Genomic DNA, 21,635 nt, shown 5'->3' on the forward strand with positions numbered 1-21,635 from the left:
CTCAGAACCTGAACCCGGCGGTGAGGCGGACCGTGCGGGGGGCGCCGAAATAGGCGAGCTGGTATCCCAGCGAGTCCGACAGGTCGAAGCCCTGCTCGATATGCCGCTCGTCCGTCAGGTTCTGGCCGCCGAGCTGGAGGAACAGGCGGTCATCGCCGTCGCTCCAGCGCACGAAGGCGTCCACCAGGGTGTGGCCCTCCTGGGCGAGGACCTCGCTGGACGAGACGGTCGGATAGACCTTGGAGCGGTACGCCGCGTCGGCTCCCAGGGTCAGGGAGCCGTTCGGCCCCAGGTCGACGACGTAGACGCCGCCGAGCCGCGCCGACCACTCCGGCGCGTTGACCAGATGGCGCTGGTCGCTGATGTCCACCCCGCCGGGGCCGATGTACTCGTCGTACCGTGCGTCGAGATAGCCGACCGTCGCGTTCAGCGTCAGCGCCGGGACCGGACGCGCGGTCAGTTCGAGCTCCGCGCCGCGGATGGTCGCCGCGCCGGCGTTGGTGAAGAGGGCGATGAAGCCGCCGCCGCCGTCTGCGGAGAAGCTCGACAGCTGCAGGTCGGTGTAGTCGTTCCAGAACACCGCCATGTTGGCGACCAGACGCCGGTCCATCAGAGTCGACTTCAGGCCCGCCTCATAGGCCCACAGGGTCTCCGGGTCGTAGGGCGCGGCGCCGGAGGCGTCGTTGGCGCGGCCGTCGAAGCCGCCGGACTTGAAGCCCCGGCTGACGCTGACATAGGCCATGACGTCTTCGGAGATCGCGTAGTCGAGCCCGACCTTCGGCGACCAGGAGTCCCAGCTCGCCGCGGTGTCGATGTCGGTCACCAGCAGCCCGGGATCGTCGCGTTCGGGCGGTGTTGTGATCGGGCCGTAGAAGGTCTGGGTCCGGCGGAAATCCTTGTCCTCGTAGGTGTAGCGCAGGCCCGCCGTCAGGCTGAGCCGTTCGGTCAGGTCGTAGGTCGCCTGGCCGTAGGCCGCATAGGAGCGGTTGCGCTGGTCGTTGATCGAGCCGGTGACGAGGCTGATGACCGGGCCGAGCAGGCCGGAATAGGTCAGGTCAGTCTCGTCGAAATAGAAGACCCCGGCCACGGCGTTCAGACGCTCGCCGGCGTAGGTCAGCTGGAACTCCTGGCTGAACTGGTGCTGGTCTTCGTCGACGTAGACGCCGAACACGGCCAGCGGCGTCGCGTCGAGGTCGAGGTGGCTGGCGTAATCCATGGAGCGCCAGGCGGTGACCGACTTGAACGACCACAGGTCCGACATGGCCCAGTCGGCGGTCAGGGCGACGCCGAAGGTGTCGAGGGCGCTGAGGTCGTTGAAGTCGGCCTCGACCCTGAAGGGATCGGCCAGGGTGTCGGGGTAGAGGCCCAGCACGGGCGTCGCACGCGCCGGGGTTCGCGAGGTGTCGGGCCGATCGCGCGACGCATCCACGTTCAACCGGACCGACAGGTCCCCGGTGGGGCGGTATTCGAGGGACACCCGGCCCGCGATCTGATTCCTGTCGCCGTCGTCCGCGCCGGTGAAGGCGTTGTCCGAATAGCCGTCGCGGCGCGACAGCGACACCGCCGCCTTGCCCAGAACAGTGGCGTCGTCGTTCAGGGCGCCGCCGACGCTGATCCGCGACTCGACCAGTCCGTAGTCGCCGATCGAGGCCTCGGCCCGGCCGCCCGGGTCCGCAGCCAGCGGCGTCGAGACGAACTTCACCGCGCCGCCGATGGTGTTGCGGCCGTAGAGGGTGCCCTGCGGGCCCCGCAGCACCTCGATCCGGTCCACGTCGTAGACCGACAGGAAGGCCCCTTGGGCGCGGCCGAGATAGACGTCGTCCACATAGACGCCCACGCCCGGATCCGCGAAGGCGAGGCTGTCCACCTGGCCCACGCCCCGCAGGTAGACCACGGCGTTGGCGGCGTCGCCCTCGTGCAGGGTCAGGTTGGGCACCGCGCCCTCGAGGGCGGCGATGTCGGACGCCTGCAGGTTTTCGAGGGATTCCGACGACAGGGCGGTGACCGCCACCGGCACGTCCTGCAGCCGCTCTTCACGCCGGCGGGCGGTGACCACCACCTCGTCGAGGGTCGAGGCCTGATCCGTCCCCGGGGGCGCTTCCTGCGCCACGGCGGGCAGGGCGGCCAGCACGGTTGCGGACACGCCGGCGAGCATGAGGGCGCGGCGCGCGCCACGAGCGGTCTGTATCGTCATTGTCGTCCTCCCCCGGTCGCCGCTGACGGGCGATCTCGATGGAGGGATCGCAGCACGGAGCAGGGCAGGCGACTAGCGCAGAGTTGCGCGCGAAACTGTCCGCAAATCCTGCACCCAATCAGGCGTCAGCGAGGGCCGTCCGGATGATCTCGCGGGTGCGCCGCAGGTGGCCGACCATCAGGGCCTCCAGCTTGGGCGTCGGTCGGACCAGGGCCATCCGGCCGTCGTCTCCGGTGCGCTCCTTGACGAGGAAGCCGTCGTCCACCGCGCGCTTGATACGCTCCTCGCGGGTCCGGTTGGAGCCGCTCTTCATCTGCTGACAGGCCTGGCTCATGGTCATGGGGCGACCGTGCCAGTTGGCGATCATGCAGCCGACCAGCAGGTACCAGAACTCCTGGGTGAAGTAGCCGGGGCGCTTCTCGAAGGTCTCGTCCCAGTCGCGGGCATAGGCCTCCAGCGCCTGCGCCCAGACGACGAGTTCATCAGTGTCGCGCGACTCCATGGCCGCAATAGTCCCGAAACGGACGTCAAATTCCAGATTTTCTGCAAGCAGGGGACGCGCGGCGGCCTCGCGCCCACGCCCGGCGCCCGCCGGATCCGCTCGCCGGAGAGCGACGGGCGGACGCGCCCCGGAAGCCGCCTAAGAGATATTATGCGAAACTCCGGCTTGTGGAGTCAGCCTCGCAACGATCGCTCCTGCAGCCTCGCGACGAGGCTGGAGGTGTCCCAGCGCCGGCCGCCCATGGCCTGCACTTCGGAATAGAACTGGTCGACCAGCGCCGTGAGCGCCAGATGACTGCCGTTGGCGCGGGCTTCCTGCAGCACCAGCCCCAGATCCTTGCGCATCCAGTCGACAGCGAAGCCGAAGTCGAACTCGCCCCGCGCCATGGTCTTCCAGCGGTTGTCCATCTGCCACGACTGGGCGGCGCCCCGGGACACGGCTTCGTACACGGCGTCCGGATCGAGTCCCGCCGCCTGGGCGAAATGCACCGCCTCGGCCAATCCCTGGACGACGCCGGCGATGCAGATCTGGTTGACCATCTTGGTCAGCTGGCCGGCGCCCGGCGGTCCCATGTGGCGGACCGCCTTCGCATAGGCGTCCAAGGCCGGCTGCACGCGGGCCAGCGCTGCTGCGTCGCCGCCGACCATGACGCTGAGCTGGCCGCTCTCGGCCCCGGCCTGGCCGCCCGACACCGGGGCGTCGAGGAAGCGGGCGCCCTGCCCTTCAGTCAGCGCAGCCATCTCGCGGGCGACGGTTGCTGAGGTGGTGGTGTGATCGACGATGACGGCGCCGTCGGCCAGGTGCGGCAGCGCCGCGGCGACCACGCCGCGGACATCGTCGTCATCGCCGACGCAGAGGATGAAGAGCCCGGCGCCGGCGGCGGCCTCGGCCACGGTGGCGGCGAAGCGGCCGCCGCAAGCCTCCGCCCAGGTCCGCGCCTTGTCCGGCGAACGGTTGAAGCCGGCGACCTCGTGGCCGGCGGCGACCAGATGGCGGGCCATCGGCGCGCCCATCACGCCGAGGCCGGCGAAACCGATCTTCATGCCAGGTCTCCCAGCGACCCGTATCGGCCGCGCCAGTAGGTCAGGGCCGCGCCGTCGGCGGCGGTGAAGGCGTAGACCCGGCCGACGATCATCATGTGATCGCCCATCGGCAGGCGCTCGTGCGCCTCGCATTCGAACCGGGCCAGGGCTTCCGGCAAACAGGGCGGTCCGTCGGGCGGGCGCTCGAACTCGTCCGGCTGCAGGAAGGCCGCGCCGCGGGCGAAGCGGGTCGCCTTTTCCTGGTCGGCGGCCGGCAGGACATGGATGGCGAACCGCTCGGCCGCCGCGAAGGTCGGCCACCGCTCCGAGCGTTCGTCGAGGCACCACAGGACCAGCCGCGGCTCGAGCGAGACCGAGGTGAAGGAGTTGATGGTCAGGCCGAGCGGGCCCTGGTCGCTGTCGGCCGTGACGACGCAGACGCCTGTGGCGAAGGTCCCCAGCGCCCGGCGGTAGGCGACGGTGTCGGCGGACGGTCGGGCGGGCGGCGGTTCGAGGGTCACGCCCCCGACCTAGGGGGCGCAAGGCCCGGGAGCAAGCCGGGTATGGGAAACGTGGCCTTAACTTCGCATCCGCAGGATGGCCGCCGTCACCACGGAGTCCGCCCCCATGTCCCTGAGCGATCGGCCGATCCTCATCAAGAAGGTCAAGAAGGTCGCCGGGCACGGACATCACGGCGGCGCGTGGAAGGTCGCCTACGCCGACTTCGTCACGGCGATGATGGCCTTCTTCCTGCTGATGTGGCTGATCAACACCACGGATCCGGAGCAGAAGCGCGGCATCGCCGAGTATTTCGCCCCGGCAAGCGTGTCCCAGACCACCTCCGGCTCGGGCGGGATCCTGGGCGGCACGGCGCTGGGCGACGACGGCGCCAAGGGCGCGGGCTCCATGTCGGTGATCACCCAGCTGGCGCCCGAGGCGCCGCCGGACGCGCCCCAGGAGGCCGGGCAGAGCTCGAACCTGGCGGCGGCGAGCGAGGCGGAGCTGCGCGAGGAGATCGAGCGGCGCGAGGCGGCGGACTTCGCCTCGGCGGCCGAATCGCTGCGGCAGGCGATGCAGTCGATGCCCGAGCTGGCGGAGCTGTCGAAGCAGCTGATCATCGACCAGACGCCCGAGGGGCTGCGCATCCAGCTGGTCGACCAGGAGGGCCGCTCGATGTTCGAGGCCAACTCCTCGCGGCCGAACCCGCGGGCGCAGCTGCTGCTGCGGGCGGTGGCGCGGGTCATCAACCAGCTGCCCAACCGGATCTCGATCACCGGCCACACCTCGGCGACGCCGGGGTCGAACCGGGCCAGCGGTCCCAACGACTGGACGCTGTCCTCGGCCCGCGCGGACGCCTCGCGCCTGGTGCTGCAGGGCGCCGGCGTCGATCCCGACCGGGTCTACCAGGTCTCGGGCAAGGCCGGGTCGGATCCGCTGTACCCGGACGATCCGACGCTGGCGGGCAACCGGCGGATCGCCATCGTGCTGCTGCGCGAGGCGCCGGTGCTGCCGACGGACACCAGCCTGTGAGCCGCGCCCGGCCGTCGCAGGCCGGGCTTGCGCGGAAACGCGGAGCCGTCCCACATAGGGACATGCGGGCGTGGCCGGATTTCGGGCGGATTTGGGTGGCGAGGTGAGGCCGTGACCCGCTTCGTCCCGCATCGCCAGCTACGCTTCTACCTGACCTCGGTCGCCCCCTGCCCCTATCTGCCCGGGCAGACGGAGCGGAAGGTGTTCGCCAACCTGCCCTTCTCGGACGGGGCGCACGTCAACGACGAGCTGACCCAGGCCGGCTTCCGGCGCAGCCAGAACATCGCCTACAGGCCCGCCTGCGAGAGCTGCGACGCCTGCGTGTCGGTGCGGATCCCGGTGGGCGGCTTCGCCTTCTCGCGATCGCAACGGCGGGTGCTGGCGCGGAACGGCGATCTGACCCGGGACATGGTCGAGGCGGAAGCGACGACCGAGCAGTTCGACCTGCTGCGCCGCTACCTGCTCGCCCGGCACCCCGGCGGCGGGATGAGCGGCATGGGCTGGCTCGACTATGTGGCCATGGTCGAGGACACGGCGGTGCGCACCCACCTGATCGAGTATCGCCTCCCCTCCTCCGACGGAGGGCCCGGCGACCTGGTGGGGGTATGCCTGACGGACCTGCTCTCGGACGGGCTGTCGATGGTCTACAGCTTCTTCGATCCGGCGCTGGAGGCCCGCAGCCCGGGGCGGTTCGCCATCCTCGACCACGTGCGGCAGGCGCAGGCGGTGGGGCTGCCCTACCTGTACCTCGGCTACTGGGTCCGGGGGTCGGAGAAGATGGACTACAAGGCCGGCTTCCGGCCGATGGAGCAGCTGACCCGCCGCGGCTGGGAGCCGCTGGCCTAGCCGCTGGCGGGGACCGAGGTCCCCTGCCCCGCCGCCGGGCCAGTCCCCGGCGCGGTCCAGGGGCCCGGATCCCGGCCGCCGGCGAATTTCACGAGCGCTTCGACCCGCTTGCCGATCGGCGGATGGGTCGCCATCAGCCCCTCGAGCCCCCGGCCGTCGGGCTGGTTGTCGAAGAACATCTGCTGCACCTCGTCCGGCCCCTTCAGCGCGGACCGGCCCTCGATCTTGCGCAGGGCCGAGATCATGGCGTCCGGGTTCTTGGTCAGCTCGACCGCGCCGGCGTCGGCGACGAACTCGCGCGTGCGCGACAGCATCATCCGGATGACCACGGCCAGGGCTACGCCGATGGCGGCGAACACGAGGCCGATGAGGATCAGCGGGCCGCCGTTGGAATTCCTGGAGCGGCCTCGGCCGGCGTAAAACAGGCCGCGGAAGACCAGCTCGGCGAGCACGCTGATGATGCCGGCGAAGATCGAGGCGATCACCATGGTGCGCACGTCCCTGTTGATGACGTGGGTCAACTCATGGGCCAGCACCGCCTCGAGCTCGTCCCGGGTCAGGGCGTTGACCAGGCCGCGGGTGACGGTGACGCTGTAGCGGCCCTCGTGCAGTCCGGTGGCGAAGGCGTTGAGGCTGTCGCTCTCGATCATGCGCAGGGCCGGGGTCCGCATGCCGCGGGAGATCGCGAGGTTTTCCAGCAGGTTGTAGAGCTCCGGTTCAGACCGTCTCTCAACCTTCCGGGCGCCGGTGACGGCGTCGATGATGAGCTGGTTGCCGAGGTAGGCGATGGCGAACCAGACGGCGGCGGCCGCGAGGGCCATCGGCACGGTCCAGCCGAGCCAGGAGGCGGCCAGGGCCATGTCGTCGCCGAGCCCGCGGCCCGTGCCCGGCAGGACCCCGAACCCCATCAGCACCAGCTGGCCGCCGTACAGGATCAGGACCAGCAGCACCGGGAAGCCGGCGAGCAGCAGGATCGACCGGGTGTTGTTCGCCCAGATGTGGGTCTGGAGCCCGACCGCGCCCATGTCCCGGTCAGGCCTGGAAGCTCACCGTCGGCGGGGCCGCGGTCATGGCGGCGCGCTCGCTTTCGCCGACGTCGAAGAACGGCTTGTCGACGCCGAAGCCGACGAGGCCGGCGAACAGGACGGTCGGGAACTGGCGGCGGACGGCGTTGAACTCGGATACCGCGCTGTTGAAGAAGCGGCGGGCGGCCGCCAGCTTGTTCTCGATGTCCGACAGTTCGGACTGCAGCTGCTGGAAGTTGGTGTTGGCCTTGAGGTCCGGATAGGCCTCGGCCACGGCGAACAGGCGGCCCAGGGCGCCGGAGAGCATGTTCTCGGCCTGCACCCGTTCGTTGACGTTGTGGGCGCCGGCGGCGGCGGCGCGGGCCTGGGTGACGGCGTCGAGGGTGCCGCGCTCGTGGGTGGCGTAGCCCTTCACCGTCTCGACGAGATTGGGGATCAGGTCCTGGCGCTGCTTCAGCTGGACGTCGATGTCGGCGAACGACTGGTCGGCCCGCTGGTCGAGGGCGACGAGACGATTGTAGCCGCCGACCACGACGAACAGGACGACGGCGATGATGACGCCGATGACGATCAGGGTGATCATGTCAGTCTCCACGGCGGGGCGGAGGCCCCTTTCGCCCGACTATCGCCGGTTCCGGCGACGGCGATAAGTGAAATCCGCGTCACGCCGGCCGGGCTCACCGGAACTTCCGCAGCCCCCGCGGGCCCTGACGCCCGGCCTGCGCCCGCTTGCCCAGCCAGTCCTTCCAGTCGGGCCACTGGCGGCGACGACCGCCGCCGTCGACCCATTCGGGACCGGCCTCGGCGTTGAAGGTGGTCACGTCGGCGAGGCCGCCCTGCTTGAACGACTGCAGCTTGACGCCCTTGCCCCGGCCCATCTCGGGCAGTTCGTCGACCCGGAAGATCAGCGCCTTGATGTTGTCGCCGATGGTCGCGACGTGGTCGCCGGCGACGCGCAGCGCGGCCAGCATCTCGCCGTTCAGCACCTGCCGGCCGCCGCGCTTCTGGGCCAGCAGGTCGTCTTCCGGGGCGATGAAGCCGTAGCCGGCCTTCGAGGCGACCAGCAGGCGGGCGCCCGGCTGGTGGGCCAGCAGATTGACCACGCCGACGCCCTCGTCGAGGTCGATCATCAGCCGCACCGGCTCGCCGTGGCCGCGCCCGGAGGCCAGCTTGTCGGCGCCGATGGTGAAGATGCGGCCGTCCGAGGCGGCCAGCAGCAGCTTGTCGGTCGTGTACGCCGGCACGAGGAAGGCGAGGCTGTCCCCCTCCTTGAACTTCAGCTCGGACGGATCGTCGACCTTGCCCTTTGCGGCGCGGATCCAGCCGCGTTCGGAGAGGATGACGGTGATCGCCTCGCGCGGGATGAAGGCCTCCACCGGGGCGAAGGCGGAGGCGTCGACCGCCTCGGCGATCGTCGTCCGGCGCGGCGAGACCAGCGCCTTGCGCACCGCCTCCAGGTCCTTGCCGATCTGCTTCCACTGCTTCGCCGGCGAGCTGGAGAGCGCGCGCAGCTGGGCAAGTTCCTCCGTCAGCTCGTTGAATTCCTTCTCGATCGTCATCTCCTCCAGCCGCGCCAGCTGGCGCAGGCGGGTGTCGAGGATGAAGTCGGCCTGGAGTTCGGTCAGGCCGAAGCGGGCGATCAGGACCGCCTTGGGCTGCTCTTCCTCGCGGACGATGCGGATCACCTCGTCGAGGTTGAGGAAGACGATGCGCAGGCCTTCCAGCAGGTGCAGGCGCTTCTCGACCCGGTCGATGCGCCAGCCGGCCCGGCGCACCAGCACCTCGCGGCGGTGATCGAGGAAGGCCTGCAGACAGGCCTTCAGCCCCATGACCCGCGGCGTGCCGGTGGCGTCGAGCACGTTCATGTTGATCGGGAAGCGGACCTCGAGGTCCGACAGCCGGAACAGGCTCTCCATCAGCACGTCCGGCTCGACCGTGCGGGCGCGCGGCTCGAGCACCAGGCGGATGTCTTCGGCCGACTCGTCGCGCACGTCGGCGAGCAGGGGCGCCTTCTTGTTCTCGATCAGCTCGGCGAGGTCGGCGATCAGCTTGGACTTCTGGACCTGGTAGGGAACCTCGGTGACGACGATCCGCCAGACGCCGCGGCCGAGATCCTCCGTCTCCCAGCGGGCGCGCAGGCGCACGCCGCCGCGGCCGGTCTCATAGGCGTCGAGCAGGGCCGCGTGCCCCTCCACCGCCACGCCGCCGGTCGGGAAGTCGGGGCCGGGGACGATGGCGCACAGATCCGCGGTCGACGCTTCCGGGTTTTCCAGCAGCAGCTGGCAGGCGTCGATCAGTTCGCCGACGTTGTGCGGCGGGATGGAGGTGGCCATGCCCACGGCGATGCCCGACGAGCCATTGGCCAGCAGGTTGGGGAAGCCGGCGGGCAGGACGACCGGCTCCTCGTCCTGGTCGTCATAGGTGGGGCGGAAGTCGACCGCGTTCTGGTCGATGCCGTCCATGAGCAGGACGGCGGCCGGGGTCAGCTTGCACTCGGTGTAGCGCATGGCCGCGGCGCTATCGCCGTCGATGTTGCCGAAATTGCCCTGGCCGTCGACGAGGGGGTAGCGCTGCGAGAAGTCCTGGGCGAGGCGGACGAGGGCGTCGTAGATCGAGGCGTCGCCGTGCGGGTGGTAGCCGCCCATCACCTCGCCGACGACCTTGGCGCATTTGCGCGCCGCCGCCTGCGGGTTCAGCCGCATCTGGTGCATGGCGTACATGATGCGCCGGTGCACCGGCTTGAAGCCGTCGCGCACGTCCGGCAGGGCGCGGTTGGTGATGGTCGACAGGGCGTAGGCGAGGTAGCGGCGCGACAGGGCGTCGCTCATCGGTTCGTCGACGATGCGGCCGCCTTCCGGCGGCGGGGTGTGAACGGTCATGCCAAACTGATTCGAGCGAGGAAGCCGTCAGTCTAGCGCAGGATGGCCGTTCGCGCCGGAAAGCGCCTGTGGGCGATCAGCCCACCGCCTGTTCGATGCCTGTGAGCAGGGTGGCGGCGGTCACCGGCTTGGCGACATGCAGGTCGGCGCCCGCGGCGCGGGCCTCCTCGCGATGCTCGGGCATGGCGTTGGCGCTGAGCATGACGACCGGCGTCGGCGGGACGCCGCGCCGGGCCTCAAGCTCGCGAATGGCGCGGGTGGCGGTCAGGCCGTCCATCCCGGGCATCTGCATGTCCATCAGCACCACGTCGTAGGCTTCGGCCGCAAAGGCCTCCAGCGCCTGCTGGCCGTTCCCGACGATGGTCAGTTCCGCCCCGGTCGAGGCGAGGATCAGCTGGACGACGCGCTGGTTGGTCGGGTGGTCCTCCGCCAGGAGCACGCGCAGCGGCCTGTCGCGACGGGCGGCCTGGGCCGGTTCAGCGTCGTTCGCGGCGCTGTCCGCGCCGGCCTCGGCCCGCGCCAGCGGCAGGTGGACCGTGAACCGGCTGCCGACGCCGGGCGTCGAGACGGCGGCGATGTCGCCGCCCATCATCCGCGCCAGCGAGCGGCAGATCGAAAGCCCCAGTCCCGTGCCGCCGAAGCGGCGCGTGATGCTGGTGTCCGCCTGGGTGAAGCGCCCGAACAGGCGCGCCCCCGTCGCGGCGTCGAAACCGATGCCGGTATCCTGCACCTCGATCCGGATGCGACCGGCGTCGTCCAGGTCGATCCGGATCGTGATCGCTCCGTCGGCCGTGAACTTGACGGCGTTGGACACCAGGTTGTCGACGATCTGGCGCACGCGGGTGCTGTCGCCGATGTACCGCCCCCGGGCCGCCGGATCGTGGTCGACGACCACCTCCAGCCCCTTGTCCGCGGCGCGGGAGCGGCAGCCCTCGATGGAGGCTGCGAGGGTCCGCGCGAGGTCGAACGGCCGGCTCTCGAGATCCAATTGGCCCGCCTCGATCTTGGACACGTCCAGGATGTCCGAGACCAGCCGTTCCAGCACCACGCCGGAATCGCGCACCAGGGCGACCATCTCGGACTGTTCAGCCGTCAGCTCGGTGCGCGACAGGGCGTCGACGATTCCGATCACCCCGTTCAGGGGCGTCCGGATCTCATGGCTCATATTGGCCAGGAAGTCGGACTTCGCGCGGCTGGCCGCCTCGGCGGCGGCCTTCGCCTCGGCCATGGCGCGCTCGGCCGCGACGCGATCCGTCACGTCACGGGCCACGGCGTAGATCAGGTCGCCGTAGCGCTGCGCCCGCCATTCAAGGATCCGGTACGAGCCGTCCGCGTGGGCATAGCGGTTGATGAAGCCCAGCACCGGATCGCCCGGCTTCCGGTTCTCGACCTCGTTGACGCTGACGCGCGTGGCCGCCGCATCTTCCGGGTGAAGGAAGCGCAGGAGAGGCCGCCCCTCCATGTCCTCAGGGCGATGCCCCAGCACCGTCTCCCACGAACGGCTGACCTTGACCGCCCGTCCCTCAAGATCGCGGATGACGAGGAGGTCCAGCGAAACATCGAAGAAGGTGCTGAGGTGCGCATCCTCACCCTCGCGCGGCTCCGACACCGGCTCTTCCGCCACAAGGGACGTTTTGACGAGGGACGCAATACTCATGTCGACTGGCCTTCGGCGGACCCACGGATGCGGGTCGGCGACCGTACAAATCGAGGGTTAAGGCCGCTTGAAGCGGTCAGTCACAGCCGCCCCGCCTCGCGCAGGCGGTCGATCATCCAGACCCGGGCGGGCGGCAGGGGGCGGTCGAGAGGATGGAAGACGAACTGCTCGAGGAAGTGTCCGGTCAGCTCGAGACCGGAGCCGACGTCGCCCTCGCCGAGGCCGGCCTGGGCGCCGAGCAGGAAGGGGGGCAGCTTCAGCAGCTTGTCGGCGTACGGCTCCCCTGCGGCGCGGCTGACGGCGCGGCCGGTGCGGGGGCTGACCCAGACGAGGTCGTCGACCGCCCCGGTGGCGGCGCAGCGGCTGAGGTCGAGGCCGAAGCCGAGGTCCTCGAGCAGACCGGCCTCGAAACGGACGAAGACCGCGGGCCAGACCTCCGGGACGGCGAAGGCGCCGATCAGGGCCTCCAAGGCGAGGAAGGCGCCCGGATGCGGCTCCCGCTCCGGCAGGGCGCCCTGGGCCACGGCGGCCGCGGCGGCGAGGCCGGTCAGGGCCAGGGAATCGTCGAACAGGGCGCTGGGCCCCTCCCCCACCGGCTCCAGCCGGGCCGAGCCGAGGTGCTCGGAGGTGCGGGCGCGGACGTCGGCGACGACGCGGGCGCCGGCCTGCAGGAAGGGCTTCATCCGGCGGGAGGCTCCGCCGGCGACATAGGCGGCGCGGCGGCCGTGGTCGCGGGTGAGCAGCTCCACGACGGCGCCGGTGTCCCCGTGGGCGCGGGCGGCGAGGACGAAGGCGTCGTCGGTGAAGTCCATGGCGACGGCTTAGAGCGGCCGGCGGGGGTTGGCCATACGTTCCGGGCGCCTGTCCGTCGGCGGAGGCGCTACTCCGCGCCGCGGATGACCTCGACCACCTCGCGCGCCCTGTCGTTGGGGACCGCGAAGCTCAGCACATACTGCTCGATCTTCCAGCCGTCGTCGGTCAGGCGCAGGACGCCCGAGCCGCGGGTCTCGCCATAGCTGTCGTTGACGAGCTTCTCCTCGAACCAGGCGATGCAGCGGCACGCGATGGGGGCGAGGGTGATGGTCCGTTCCGTCGCCGGGTAGGACCAGCCGTTCCCGCGGGCGAAGTGGGGCGCGGCGAAGGCCCGGAACTGGTCGAGGGTCCAGTGTTCGGAGGCGTCGGTGCCGACGAAGCGGGCGTCGGGCGTGAACAGGGCGAAATAAGCCTCGCCGTCGGCGGCGGTCGAGGCGGCGTTCAGCCGGTCGAGCACGGCGGCGACCTCCGCGACGGCGGGGTCCGGGGCCTGGACGGACAGGGCGAGGGCGAGGAGGGGCGCGATCATCTGGCCAGCCTAGCGCGGCTGCGGCCTTGTGTCGTCCGCCGCGGGAGCGGGTTGGCGCGGCGGGCGGCGCAGTCCTAGGGTCGGGGCCCCTCCCCGGCCCAGGTCCGCCCATGTCCCGCATCCGCTCCGCCGCCTTTCGCCCGAAGATCATGTCGGCCGACGACGCCGCCTCGCTGATCCGGCCGGGGTCGACGGTGGGGATGAGCGGCTTCACCGGGTCCGGCTATCCGAAGGCGGTGCCCACGGCGCTGGCGGCGCGCATGGAGGCGGCGCACGCGCGCGGCGAAGCCTTCCGGCTGAAGGTCTGGACCGGGGCCTCGACCGGGCCGGAGCTGGACGGGGCGCTGGCGCGCGCCGACGGGATCGAGTTCCGCCTGCCCTACAACTCGGACCCGATCGCCCGCGAGAAGATCAATCGCGGCGAGATGGAATACCTGGACATGCACCTGTCGCAGGTGGCGCCGGCGGCGTGGCAGGGCTTCCTCGGGCCGCTCGACGCCGCCGTGGTCGAGGTGTCGGGGATCACGGAGGACGGATCGCTGATCCCCTCCTCCTCGGTCGGCAACAACAAGACCTGGCTGGACCGGGCCGAGCGGATCATCCTGGAGGTCAACGCCTGGCAGAACCCGGCGCTGGAGGGGATGCACGACATCTACTACGGCACCGCCCTGCCGCCGAACCGCGTGCCGATCCCGCTGGTCCGCGCCGACCAGCGCATCGGGCAGCCGACCTTCCGGGTCGACCCCGCGAGGGTCGTGGCCGTGGTGGAGACCGAGGCCCCGGACCGCAACCTGCCCTTCGCCGATCCCGACGAGAGCGCCCGGGCCATCGCGGGCCACCTGGTCGAGTTTCTGGCGCACGAGGTGAAGGTCGGGCGGCTGCCGGCCAACCTGCTGCCGCTGCAGTCGGGCGTGGGCAATATCGCCAACGCCGTCATGGCCGGGCTGAAGGACAGCCCGTTCGAGAACCTCACCGCCTATACGGAGGTGCTGCAGGACGGCATGCTGGACATGCTGGACTCCGGCAAGCTGCGGGTGGCCTCGGCGACCGCCTTCTCGCTGAGCCCGGAGGCGGCGGCGCGGCTGAATGCGGAGATGGCCGCCTTCCGCGACCGGATCATCCTGCGGCCGCAGGAGATCTCCAACCATCCCGAGGTGATCCGCCGGCTGGGCTGCATCGCCATGAACGGCATGATCGAGGCCGACATCCACGGGGCGGTGAACTCGACCCACCTGATGGGGTCGCGCATCCAGAACGGCATCGGCGGCTCGGGCGACTTCGCCCGCAACGCCTACATCTCGGTGTTCATGAGCCCGTCCACGGCCAAGGGGGGCAAGATCTCGACCATCGTGCCGATGGCCAGCCACGTCGACCACATCGTCCAGGACGTGCAGGTGATCGTCACCGAGCAGGGGCTGGCGGACCTGCGCGGGCTGTCGCCGAAGCAGCGGACGAAGCTGATCATCGGCAGGTGCGCGCACCCCGATTTCCGGGACACCCTGGCCGACTACCACGCCCGGGCGCTGAAGGGCTCGTACGGGCTGCAGACGCCGCACCTGCTGACGGAGGCGCTGTCGTGGCACCAGCGCTTCGTCGAGACGGGCTCGATGCGGCCCTAGCCGCCGCTTTCCGGGACCGGATAGGCGTCGGGCCGGAGCACGCGGGCGAGGGCCAGCAGGTTGCGGGCGGCGATGCGGCCGGTGCGGTCCGACCAGTCGTGGGCCTGGTCGGTGTCGGTGTAGTCCGGGCCCGGACCGGGGCCGAGGTGCCAGTAGGTCCAGCTCTGGCCGGGGATGGTGAAGCCGATGTCGATCAGGGCCTGGCAGACGCTGGCGACGATGTGGTGGGCGCCGTCCTCGTTGCCGGTGATCACCACCCCGGCCACCTTGCCGTAGGCGACCGGCCGGCCGTCGTCGCGGGTCTCGGACAGCATGGCGTCCATCCGCTCGAGGGCGCGCATGCAGACGCTGGAGTGCTGGCCCAGCCAGGTCGGGGTGGCGACGATCAGGATGTCCGCGGCGAGGATGCGCGCATGCACCGCCGGCCAGTCGTCGCCCTCGCCCTGGTCGGTCTTCACGCCGGGCTTCAGGTTCAGGTCCACGAGACGGACGAGCTCTGTCTCCGCCCCGCCCTTCTCCAGCTCGGCCATGACCACCCGCGCCAGCGCCTCCGTGTTCGAGGTCTCGGGCGAGGGCTTGAGGGTGCAGTTCAGGACCAGGGCCTTCATCGCGGTCTCCTTGCGCTGGAGCCGGCGCAATGCGCGGAAACGGATCGCCGTTCCGGCGCTCGTTATTTAACCGGCCGGTTGACAACGCTCGGCCGGCCTCGTATTTAACCGATTAGTTACACAAGACGCCGCGATGCAGACCGATCCGCTCTCCGCCCAGTTCGCCGCCCTCGCCGACCCGACCCGTCGGGCCATTCTGGCGCGGCTGAGCGAGGGCGAGGCCAGCGTCAACGAACTGGCGGAGCCGTTCGACATCAGCCTGCCGGCGGTGTCGAAGCACCTGAAGGTGCTGGAGAAGGCCGGACTGATCAGCCGCGGGCGCGAGGCGCAGTGGCGGCCGGCGCGGCTGGAGCCGATGGCGCTGAAGGGCGTCGCCGAGTGGCTGGAGCACTACCGCCGCTTCTGGGACGCCAGCTTCGACCGGCTCGACGCCTACCTGAAGAAGATCCAGCAAGGAGACGACAATGGCCCAGGAAACTGAGACCAACCCCTGCCACACCGACGGCGTCGCCCACGCCTTCGAGCTGGAGCTGCGTCGGACGATCGACGCCTCGCCCGAGCGGATCTGGAAGGCGTGGATGACGCCGGAGTTGCTGGAGCAGTGGTTCGCCCCGAAGCCGTGGCGGATCTCGGACGTGACGGTCGATCCGCGCCCGGGCGGGGTGTTCAACTTCGTCATGCACGGGCCTGACGGCGAGCGCTTTCCGAACCACGGCGTGTTCCTCGAGGCCGAGCCGAACCGGCGCTGGACCACGACCGACGCCTTCACCCCGGACTGGAGGCCCGCCGGGCAGCCGTTCATGGTGGGGACGGTCGAACTGACGCTGCTGGCGGACGGCCGGACCGAATATGTCGCCACCGCCCGGCACTGGAACGCCGAGACGATGAAGCAGCACGAGGCCATGGGCTTCCACGAGGGCTGGGGCCAGTGCGCCGACCAGCTGGAGCAGTTGCTGAAGAACCACTGATCCCCTCCCCGACCGTCGACCGGAGCCGGCCCAAGGAAGCCTCATGAGCCACGTCGAAGCCATCGCCCGACCGTCCCTGCACCTGCAGCGCGTCTTCGACGCGCCCCGGGCGCTGGTGTGGAAAGCCTGGACGACGCCCGAGACCGTGGTGCTGTGGCTGGGTCCGGTCGAGTGGCCGGCGGTGAGCGTGTCGCAGGACCTGCGGGTCGGCGGCGCGTGGCGAGCCTGCCTGCGGTCGCCGGAAACCGGGCAGGACCTGTGGCAGGGCGGCGTCTATCGCGAGATCGTCCCGCCGGAGCGGCTGGTGTTCACCTTCCGCTGGGACGAGTCCCACGAGGACGGGCCGCCGGTGGACACCCTGGTGACGGTGGCGTTCGCCGAGCTGCCGGACGGCCGCACCCGCATGGACTTCACCCACGAGGGCCTGAAGTCGGAGCAGAGCCTGGTCGGTCATCGCCACGGCTGGACCTCGACCTTCGACCGTCTGGTGGCCTTCCTCGAAAACCAGAACGACGGAGACAATCGATGAAGATCGTGACCAGCCTGAGCTTCAACGGCCAGTGCCGCGAGGCGTTCGAGTTCTACGCGAAGGTGCTGGGCGGCAGGATCACCGCCGCCATGCCCTATTCCGATGCGCCGCCGGAGATGCCGGTGGGCGACAGGTACCGCGACTGGCTGATGCATTGCTGGCTGGAGGTCGGCGACCAGGCGATCATGGGCGCGGACATGGACGTCGACTGGGCGCCCAACGTCGACAAGCCCAAGAACGGCTTCGACGTCACCCTGCACACCGAGGACCGGGCCGAGGCGCAGCGCTGGTTCGAGCAGCTGTCCGAGGGCGGCCGGGTGGTCATGGCCTTCAGCGAGACCTTCTGGTCGCCGGGCTACGGCAGCCTGATCGACCGCTTCGGCGTGCCGTGGATGGTCAACACCGTGCCCGCGGGCGAGTGGCGCGGGCCGCAGGACTGACGACCGGGAGCGGTTCCGGCGCCGCGCCTGCGCGCGCCCAGGGAGGTCATGAGATGCGTACGATCAGAGCCGCCACCTTCGTCTCGCTGGACGGCGTGATGCAGGCCCCCGGCGGGCCGGAGGAGGATCCGACCGGCGGCTTCCGCTTCGGCGGCTGGGTGTTCCCGCACTTCGACGAGGCGCTGGGCGGGTTGATGGATCGCGCCATGGGCGCGGACTACGATCTGCTGCTGGGCCGCCGGACCTACGAGATTTTCGCCGCGCACTGGCCGCACCAGGAGGACGAGATCGCGCGGGTGTTCAACAGCGTGAACAAGTACGTGGTCGCCGGACCGGACGCCCCGATGGACTGGGCCCACAGCCACCGGCTGGAGGGCGATCCGGCGGAAGCGGTGCGGCGGCTGAAGGCGACGCCGGGTCGTGACCTGCTGATCCAGGGCTCCGGCGAGCTGATCCACGCCCTGCTGGCCCACGACCTGATCGACCGACTGACCCTGCTGACGTTTCCGATCGTGCTCGGCCGCGGCAAGCGGCTGTTCGACGCGGGCTCGCAGCCCCAGGCGTGGCGACTGACCGACAGCGAGGTCACGCCCGCGGGCGTGGTGGTCGCCGCCTACGAACGGGGCGGCGAGGTCCCGACCGGCTCGTTCGGCGACCAGCATCCCGGCGAGGCGGAACTGGCCCGGCGCGCGCGCTGGGCCCGCGAGAGCTAGCGCGCCACCGCGGTCGGGAAGGAACGGCCGAGCGCCTCGGCCATGGCCTGCTGCGAGAGCAGCAGGACAGCCTCGCGCTGGTGGAAGTTGTTCGACAGGACGACAACGGTGATCTCCTCGTCCGGCTGCCAGCTCACCAGGTTGCGGAAGCCCGACCAGCTGCCGGTGTGGTAGATCTGGCGGTCGAGGAAGTCGGGGCGGACCTGCCGGCCCAGCGCCTTCTCGTAGAGGCCGAAGCCCCACAGGCGGCGCGGCCGGCCCCGTTCGTCGGGCGTGTCCTCCGGCGCGTGGTCCGCGATCATCTGGCGGTAGCTTTCCGGCGACAGCACCCGTCCCGAGTGGAGAGCCCGGGTCCAGACGAACAGGTCGTCGAGGGTCGAGTACATGGCCCCGGCCCCGAAGATGATGCTGACGTTGGCGTCCGGCTGGGGCGACGGCGGGCCGCCGAGGTTGGCGTAGCCCATGACCACGTCCGAGGCGCCGTCGTCGTAGCCGGTGTCGGCCATGCCGAGCGGCTCGTAGAAGGCTTCGCGCAGATAGTCGTGCAGCGGCCGGCCGCTGGCCTTCTCGACCACGGCGCCGAGCAGGTTGTAGCCGGCGTTGTCGTAGCGGACCTTCGTGCCCGGGGCGAACTGGAGCCGGAACTTCTTCGAGTCCTCGGTGAGTTCTTCCGGGGTCGCCGGCGTGACGCGCCGCAGCCCCCAGCCGGGCCGCGCCATCAGGTCGGGGATGCCGGAGGTGTGGGCCAGCAGGTGGCGCAGCCGGATCGGCGCCCAGGCGGCCGGACAGTCGTCGACCCAGCGGCAGACCGGATCCTCGATCGTCAGCACGCCGTCGTCCTGCAGGCGCAGGATGGCGGCAGCGGTGAACTGCTTGCTCACCGAGGCGAGGCGGAACCGGGAATCGAGCGCCAGCGGACGGCCGGTGGCGCGGTCGGCCATGCCGTGCACCTGGCGGAACAGAATCTCGTCGCCGCGCGCCACCAGCACGCCGCCGGTGAAGCGGTCGGCGCCGCCCCAGCGGTCGAGCTGGTCCTTCAGCTGCGGGAGGCGCTCGACCACTACGAGCGGCGGGCGCGGGGGCGGTGCGGCGGCCACGGCCTCGCCGGCGGGAGCCGGTCGCTGCAGGGTGGCCCAGCCGACTCCGCCGGCGAGGAGCGCGGCGGCGATGGCGAGGAGGCCGAAGGTCAGCCGGGGGTGGTTTCCGGCGCGGCGGGGAACATGGAACAAGGGATCAGACGTCGTACTCGAGACCGAACTGGGCGTAGAGCGCCCGCGAATCCTGCCATTTCGGATCGACCTTGACGGTCAGGAACAGGTGGACGGGACGGTCGAACAGCTCGGTCAGCTCCTCGCGCGACTTCTGCCCGATCCATTTGAGGGTCTGGCCGCCCTTGCCCAGCACGATCGGCCGCTGGCTCTCGCGCTCGACGTAGATGGTCTGCTCGATCCGGGCCGAGCCGTCCGGGCGTTCCTCGAAGGCGGTCGTCTCGACGGCGGCCGAATAGGGCAGCTCCTCGTGGACGCGGAGGTAGACCTTCTCGCGGGTGATCTCGGCGGCGAGGACCCGCAGCGGCACGTCGGCGGACTGGTCCTCGGGATAGAGCCACGGTCCCTCCGGCATGGCCTCGGCGAGGCGGCGGCCGAGGTCGTCCACCCCGTCGCCGCTGAGCGCCGAGATCATGAACACCTCACTGTAGACGCCCGTCTCGAACAGCTCCTGCGACAGGGCCAGCAGGGTGTCGCGACGCATGCCGTCGATCTTGTTGAGGGCGAGGATCACCTTCTTCCCCGACTCCTTCAGGGCCGAGATGATCATCTCGGTGTCTTCGGCCGAGCGGCGGTCGGCGGCCGAGCCGTCCTTGCCCTGGGCGGCGATGTGGGAGGCGGCGTCGACCAGGTGGACCACGGCGTCGGCCTCGTCCGCCCCGCCCCAGGCCGAGGCGACCATGGCCCGGTCGAGACGGCGGCGGGGGCTGAAGATGCCGGGGGTGTCGACCAGCACGATCTGGGCGTCGCCATAGATGGCGATGCCGCGCACGGGGAAGCGCGTGGTCTGAACCTTCTGGGTGACGATCGAGACCTTGGTTCCCGTCAGGCGGTTGACCAGCGTCGACTTGCCCGCATTGGGGGCGCCGATGATCGCGGCGAAGCCGGCTCGCTGGGTGGGGGCCTCGGCCCGGGGTTCGGTCAAATCACGCCTTCACGCTGGAGAAGGGCGGTCGCAGCCGCCTTCTCCGCGTCCTGACGCGAACGCCCCTTCGCGGTCAAGGGCGGATATCCGGCCACGCTGACCTCGACAGTGAAGGTCGGGGCGTGGTCGGAGCCGGTGCGTTCGACAATCCGGTAGGTCGGCAGCGCCTTGCCGTGGCCCAGCGCCCACTCCTGGAGGGCCGACTTGGGATTGGTCAGGGCGGGCCGCGCGGGGGCCGTGAGCTCCTTCTCCCAGACCCGGTCGAACACGGCCCGCGCCGCCTCCGTGCCGCCGTCCAGCCAGACCGCCGCCAGCAACGCCTCCATGGCGTCGCCCAGCACGCTCTCGCGACGCCGGCCGCCCTGTTTCGCCTCGCCCGGCGACAGCCGCATGGCGGGCCCGACGCCGAGGCGCTCGGCGACCCGGGCGCAGGCGCTCTTGTCCACGAGGGCGTGCAGGCGGGCCGACATCTCGCCCTCGTCGGCCGCGGGAAAGTCGCGCAGCAGGCGGTCGGCGACCAGCAGGCCGAGCACCCGGTCGCCGAGGAACTCGAGCCGCTGGTTGTCGAGGAAGGGCCGGCCGCGAGCGTCGCGGGCCGCGCCCTCCCCCACGCTGGGATGGGTCAGGGCCCGCTCCAGCAGGTCGCGGTCGCGAAACTCGTGGCCCAGGGCGCGAACCAGGGTGGAGACGGCCTCGGCCCTGCGGTCGGCCATCAGTGGAGGACGGTGAAGAACCGGCTCGGGCGGACCTTGGTGAACCAGCTGACCGGGTTCCACAGCGAGGCGCCCGGCTGCCACGAGAACAGGATGACCTCGGCCTTGCCGATCAGGTTCTCGGCCGGGACCAGGCCCACGCCCATCGACTGGTCGACGCGGCTGTCGACCGAGTTGTCGCGGTTGTCGCCCATCATGAAGTAGTGGCCGGCGGGCACCTCGAACACCGGAGTGTCGTCGAGGTCGCGGCCGGGGCCGAAGTCCTGGATGCGGAAGGTGCGGCCGCCCGGCAGGGTCTCGTCGGAGGTGACGATCAGCTCGCCGTACATGTTGGTGACGTCCTGGCCGGTGACGGTCACGTTGCGCGCGGCCTCGCCGTTGATGTGCAGGACGTTGTTGATCATCTGGATGCGGTCGCCGGGCAGGCCGACGACGCGCTTGATGTAGTCGGTCCGGTTGTCGCGCGGCAGCTTGAAGACGACGATGTCCCCGCGCTCGGGCTGGCTGCCGAGAATACGGCCCTCGAACACCGGCGGGCTGAACGGGATCGAGTGCTTCGAATAGCCGTAGGTCCACTTGGACACGACGATGTAGTCGCCCTCGTACAGGTTGGGCTCCATCGAGGCCGACGGAATGGTGAAGGGCTGGAACAGCAGCACGCGCAGCACCAGGGCGATCAGCAGGGCGAAGACGATGGTCTTGATGATTTCCCAGCTTTCGCTGCCGCCGCCGCCCTTCTTCGCCTTCTTCCGGCCCTTGCCGCCGCGGGCGTAGACCGGGGTGGCCTCGACGCTCTCGAAGGGCGCGTCGCCGGAGTCGCTCCACACCGGCTTGCGGTCAGTCGACGTCGCCGCC

The 21,635-nt window shown here is 70.6% G+C and carries 23 protein-coding genes; 8 read left to right on the forward strand and 15 right to left on the reverse strand.

The genetic code is table 11. The features are described 5' to 3' along the window. Window position 1 precedes the first annotated feature (1 nt). From H2038_RS00990 to H2038_RS01005, 4 genes are all read right to left on the reverse strand, one after another. Complete coding sequence (locus H2038_RS00990; RefSeq protein WP_292108586.1) at window positions 2-2,194, reverse strand: TonB-dependent receptor; 2,193 nt, start codon at window positions 2,192-2,194, stop codon at window positions 2-4. A gap of 118 nt (window positions 2,195-2,312) precedes the next feature. Continuing rightward, window positions 2,313-2,696 carry a MarR family winged helix-turn-helix transcriptional regulator gene (locus H2038_RS00995; protein ID WP_292108587.1) on the reverse strand — a complete coding sequence of 128 codons (384 nt, stop codon included), beginning with the start codon at window positions 2,694-2,696 and terminating at the stop codon, window positions 2,313-2,315. A gap of 173 nt (window positions 2,697-2,869) precedes the next feature. Then, window positions 2,870-3,739: an NAD(P)-dependent oxidoreductase gene (locus H2038_RS01000; protein WP_292108588.1), complete on the reverse strand. Its 870-nt coding sequence runs from the start codon at window positions 3,737-3,739 to the stop codon at window positions 2,870-2,872. Beyond that, the gene (locus H2038_RS01005) at window positions 3,736-4,239 is read right to left on the reverse strand and encodes a flavin reductase family protein (protein ID WP_292108589.1); all 504 of its coding nucleotides are present in this window, start codon (window positions 4,237-4,239) and stop codon (window positions 3,736-3,738) included. The genes H2038_RS01000 and H2038_RS01005 overlap by 4 nt, the downstream gene beginning before the upstream one ends. 106 nt (window positions 4,240-4,345) lie before the next feature. Here H2038_RS01005 and H2038_RS01010 point away from each other — a divergent pair, with 106 nt between their 5' ends. Beyond that, entirely contained in the window at window positions 4,346-5,248 is a 903-nt protein-coding gene (locus H2038_RS01010) for a flagellar motor protein MotB (protein WP_292108590.1), read from the forward strand. Window positions 5,249-5,359: 111 nt separating this feature from the next. Further along, window positions 5,360-6,094, forward strand: a complete 735-nt coding sequence (locus H2038_RS01015; RefSeq protein WP_292108591.1) for an arginyltransferase — start codon at window positions 5,360-5,362, stop codon at window positions 6,092-6,094. Here the strand turns inward: H2038_RS01015 and H2038_RS01020 are convergent. The 6 genes from H2038_RS01020 to H2038_RS01045 all read right to left on the reverse strand — a co-directional run bounded on the left by H2038_RS01020 (window position 6,091) and on the right by H2038_RS01045 (window position 12,997). After that, a complete protein-coding gene (locus H2038_RS01020; protein WP_292108592.1) occupies window positions 6,091-7,119 on the reverse strand; it encodes a M48 family metallopeptidase in 1,029 nt (342 codons plus the stop codon). The genes H2038_RS01015 and H2038_RS01020 overlap by 4 nt on opposite strands. Window positions 7,120-7,126: 7 nt before the next feature. Further along, complete coding sequence (locus tag H2038_RS01025) at window positions 7,127-7,702, reverse strand: LemA family protein (RefSeq protein ID WP_292108593.1); 576 nt, start codon at window positions 7,700-7,702, stop codon at window positions 7,127-7,129. A gap of 94 nt (window positions 7,703-7,796) precedes the next feature. Then, window positions 7,797-9,998 (reverse strand): DNA topoisomerase IV subunit A, encoded by a 2,202-nt coding sequence (gene parC, locus H2038_RS01030; RefSeq protein ID WP_292108594.1) that lies wholly within the window; start codon window positions 9,996-9,998, stop codon window positions 7,797-7,799. 76 nt (window positions 9,999-10,074) lie between these two features. After that, window positions 10,075-11,655, reverse strand: coding sequence for an ATP-binding protein (locus H2038_RS01035; RefSeq protein ID WP_292108595.1), 1,581 nt, complete (start codon window positions 11,653-11,655; stop codon window positions 10,075-10,077). Window positions 11,656-11,735: 80 nt separating this feature from the next. Next, window positions 11,736-12,467 carry a DNA repair protein RecO gene (gene recO / locus H2038_RS01040; protein WP_292108596.1) on the reverse strand — a complete coding sequence of 244 codons (732 nt, stop codon included), beginning with the start codon at window positions 12,465-12,467 and terminating at the stop codon, window positions 11,736-11,738. A gap of 68 nt (window positions 12,468-12,535) precedes the next feature. Further along, window positions 12,536-12,997, reverse strand: coding sequence for a nuclear transport factor 2 family protein (locus H2038_RS01045; protein WP_292108597.1), 462 nt, complete (start codon window positions 12,995-12,997; stop codon window positions 12,536-12,538). A 110-nt stretch (window positions 12,998-13,107) separates the two neighbouring features. Here H2038_RS01045 and H2038_RS01050 point away from each other — a divergent pair, with 110 nt between their 5' ends. Continuing rightward, window positions 13,108-14,616, forward strand: coding sequence for an acetyl-CoA hydrolase/transferase family protein (locus H2038_RS01050; protein ID WP_292108598.1), 1,509 nt, complete (start codon window positions 13,108-13,110; stop codon window positions 14,614-14,616). On the opposite strand, the gene H2038_RS01055 is transcribed toward H2038_RS01050, so the two are convergent. Further along, complete coding sequence (locus tag H2038_RS01055; RefSeq protein WP_292108599.1) at window positions 14,613-15,224, reverse strand: flavodoxin family protein; 612 nt, start codon at window positions 15,222-15,224, stop codon at window positions 14,613-14,615. The genes H2038_RS01050 and H2038_RS01055 overlap by 4 nt on opposite strands. 133 nt (window positions 15,225-15,357) lie before the next feature. Between H2038_RS01055 and H2038_RS01060 the strand changes: the two genes are divergently transcribed. From H2038_RS01060 to H2038_RS01080, 5 genes are read left to right on the forward strand one after another with little or no spacing between them, the layout of a single operon-like run. Beyond that, window positions 15,358-15,705, forward strand: a complete 348-nt coding sequence (locus tag H2038_RS01060; protein WP_292108600.1) for a metalloregulator ArsR/SmtB family transcription factor — start codon at window positions 15,358-15,360, stop codon at window positions 15,703-15,705. Continuing rightward, window positions 15,689-16,192: an SRPBCC family protein gene (locus H2038_RS01065; RefSeq protein ID WP_292108601.1), complete on the forward strand. Its 504-nt coding sequence runs from the start codon at window positions 15,689-15,691 to the stop codon at window positions 16,190-16,192. The genes H2038_RS01060 and H2038_RS01065 overlap by 17 nt, the downstream gene beginning before the upstream one ends. A 43-nt stretch (window positions 16,193-16,235) precedes the next feature. Then, window positions 16,236-16,721, forward strand: a complete 486-nt coding sequence (locus H2038_RS01070) for an SRPBCC domain-containing protein (RefSeq protein ID WP_292108602.1) — start codon at window positions 16,236-16,238, stop codon at window positions 16,719-16,721. After that, window positions 16,718-17,161, forward strand: coding sequence for a VOC family protein (locus H2038_RS01075; RefSeq protein ID WP_292108603.1), 444 nt, complete (start codon window positions 16,718-16,720; stop codon window positions 17,159-17,161). The genes H2038_RS01070 and H2038_RS01075 overlap by 4 nt, the downstream gene beginning before the upstream one ends. Before the next feature lie 53 nt (window positions 17,162-17,214). Next, complete coding sequence (locus tag H2038_RS01080) at window positions 17,215-17,874, forward strand: dihydrofolate reductase family protein (protein WP_292108604.1); 660 nt, start codon at window positions 17,215-17,217, stop codon at window positions 17,872-17,874. Here the strand turns inward: H2038_RS01080 and H2038_RS01085 are convergent. Genes H2038_RS01085 through lepB form a run of 4 tightly spaced genes read right to left on the reverse strand, consistent with a single transcriptional unit; the run spans window position 17,871 to window position 21,607 of the window. Continuing rightward, the gene (locus tag H2038_RS01085) at window positions 17,871-19,103 is read right to left on the reverse strand and encodes a serine hydrolase (RefSeq protein ID WP_292108605.1); all 1,233 of its coding nucleotides are present in this window, start codon (window positions 19,101-19,103) and stop codon (window positions 17,871-17,873) included. The genes H2038_RS01080 and H2038_RS01085 overlap by 4 nt on opposite strands. Before the next feature lie 4 nt (window positions 19,104-19,107). After that, window positions 19,108-20,067, reverse strand: a complete 960-nt coding sequence (gene era / locus H2038_RS01090) for a GTPase Era (protein WP_292108606.1) — start codon at window positions 20,065-20,067, stop codon at window positions 19,108-19,110. Continuing rightward, complete coding sequence (gene rnc / locus H2038_RS01095) at window positions 20,064-20,780, reverse strand: ribonuclease III (RefSeq protein ID WP_292108607.1); 717 nt, start codon at window positions 20,778-20,780, stop codon at window positions 20,064-20,066. Before rnc ends, era begins: the two co-directional genes overlap by 4 nt. Beyond that, entirely contained in the window at window positions 20,780-21,607 is an 828-nt protein-coding gene (lepB, locus tag H2038_RS01100; RefSeq protein ID WP_292108608.1) for a signal peptidase I, read from the reverse strand. The genes rnc and lepB overlap by 1 nt, the downstream gene beginning before the upstream one ends. Between the last annotated feature and the right edge of the window lie 28 nt (window positions 21,608-21,635).

This window comes from Brevundimonas sp. (assembly GCF_013912005.1).
GTDB lineage: Bacteria > Pseudomonadota > Alphaproteobacteria > Caulobacterales > Caulobacteraceae > Brevundimonas.

Bases quoted from the DNA above. Each gene is read 5' to 3' on its own strand.
- H2038_RS00990 (WP_292108586.1), bottom strand. From the start codon at position 2,194: ATGACGATACAGACCGCTCGTGGCGCGCGCCGCGCCCTCATGCTCGCC.
- H2038_RS00995 (WP_292108587.1), bottom strand. From the start codon at position 2,696: ATGGAGTCGCGCGACACTGATGAACTCGTCGTCTGGGCGCAGGCGCTG.
- H2038_RS01000 (WP_292108588.1), bottom strand. From the start codon at position 3,739: ATGAAGATCGGTTTCGCCGGCCTCGGCGTGATGGGCGCGCCGATGGCC.
- H2038_RS01010 (WP_292108590.1), top strand. From the start codon at position 4,346: ATGTCCCTGAGCGATCGGCCGATCCTCATCAAGAAGGTCAAGAAGGTC.
- H2038_RS01020 (WP_292108592.1), bottom strand. From the start codon at position 7,119: ATGGGCGCGGTCGGGCTCCAGACCCACATCTGGGCGAACAACACCCGG.
- H2038_RS01025 (WP_292108593.1), bottom strand. From the start codon at position 7,702: ATGATCACCCTGATCGTCATCGGCGTCATCATCGCCGTCGTCCTGTTC.
- parC (WP_292108594.1), bottom strand. From the start codon at position 9,998: ATGACCGTTCACACCCCGCCGCCGGAAGGCGGCCGCATCGTCGACGAA.
- H2038_RS01035 (WP_292108595.1), bottom strand. From the start codon at position 11,655: ATGAGTATTGCGTCCCTCGTCAAAACGTCCCTTGTGGCGGAAGAGCCG.
- recO (WP_292108596.1), bottom strand. From the start codon at position 12,467: ATGGACTTCACCGACGACGCCTTCGTCCTCGCCGCCCGCGCCCACGGG.
- H2038_RS01045 (WP_292108597.1), bottom strand. From the start codon at position 12,997: ATGATCGCGCCCCTCCTCGCCCTCGCCCTGTCCGTCCAGGCCCCGGAC.
- H2038_RS01050 (WP_292108598.1), top strand. From the start codon at position 13,108: ATGTCCCGCATCCGCTCCGCCGCCTTTCGCCCGAAGATCATGTCGGCC.
- H2038_RS01055 (WP_292108599.1), bottom strand. From the start codon at position 15,224: ATGAAGGCCCTGGTCCTGAACTGCACCCTCAAGCCCTCGCCCGAGACC.
- H2038_RS01060 (WP_292108600.1), top strand. From the start codon at position 15,358: ATGCAGACCGATCCGCTCTCCGCCCAGTTCGCCGCCCTCGCCGACCCG.
- H2038_RS01065 (WP_292108601.1), top strand. From the start codon at position 15,689: ATGGCCCAGGAAACTGAGACCAACCCCTGCCACACCGACGGCGTCGCC.
- H2038_RS01070 (WP_292108602.1), top strand. From the start codon at position 16,236: ATGAGCCACGTCGAAGCCATCGCCCGACCGTCCCTGCACCTGCAGCGC.
- H2038_RS01075 (WP_292108603.1), top strand. From the start codon at position 16,718: ATGAAGATCGTGACCAGCCTGAGCTTCAACGGCCAGTGCCGCGAGGCG.
- H2038_RS01080 (WP_292108604.1), top strand. From the start codon at position 17,215: ATGCGTACGATCAGAGCCGCCACCTTCGTCTCGCTGGACGGCGTGATG.
- rnc (WP_292108607.1), bottom strand. From the start codon at position 20,780: ATGGCCGACCGCAGGGCCGAGGCCGTCTCCACCCTGGTTCGCGCCCTG.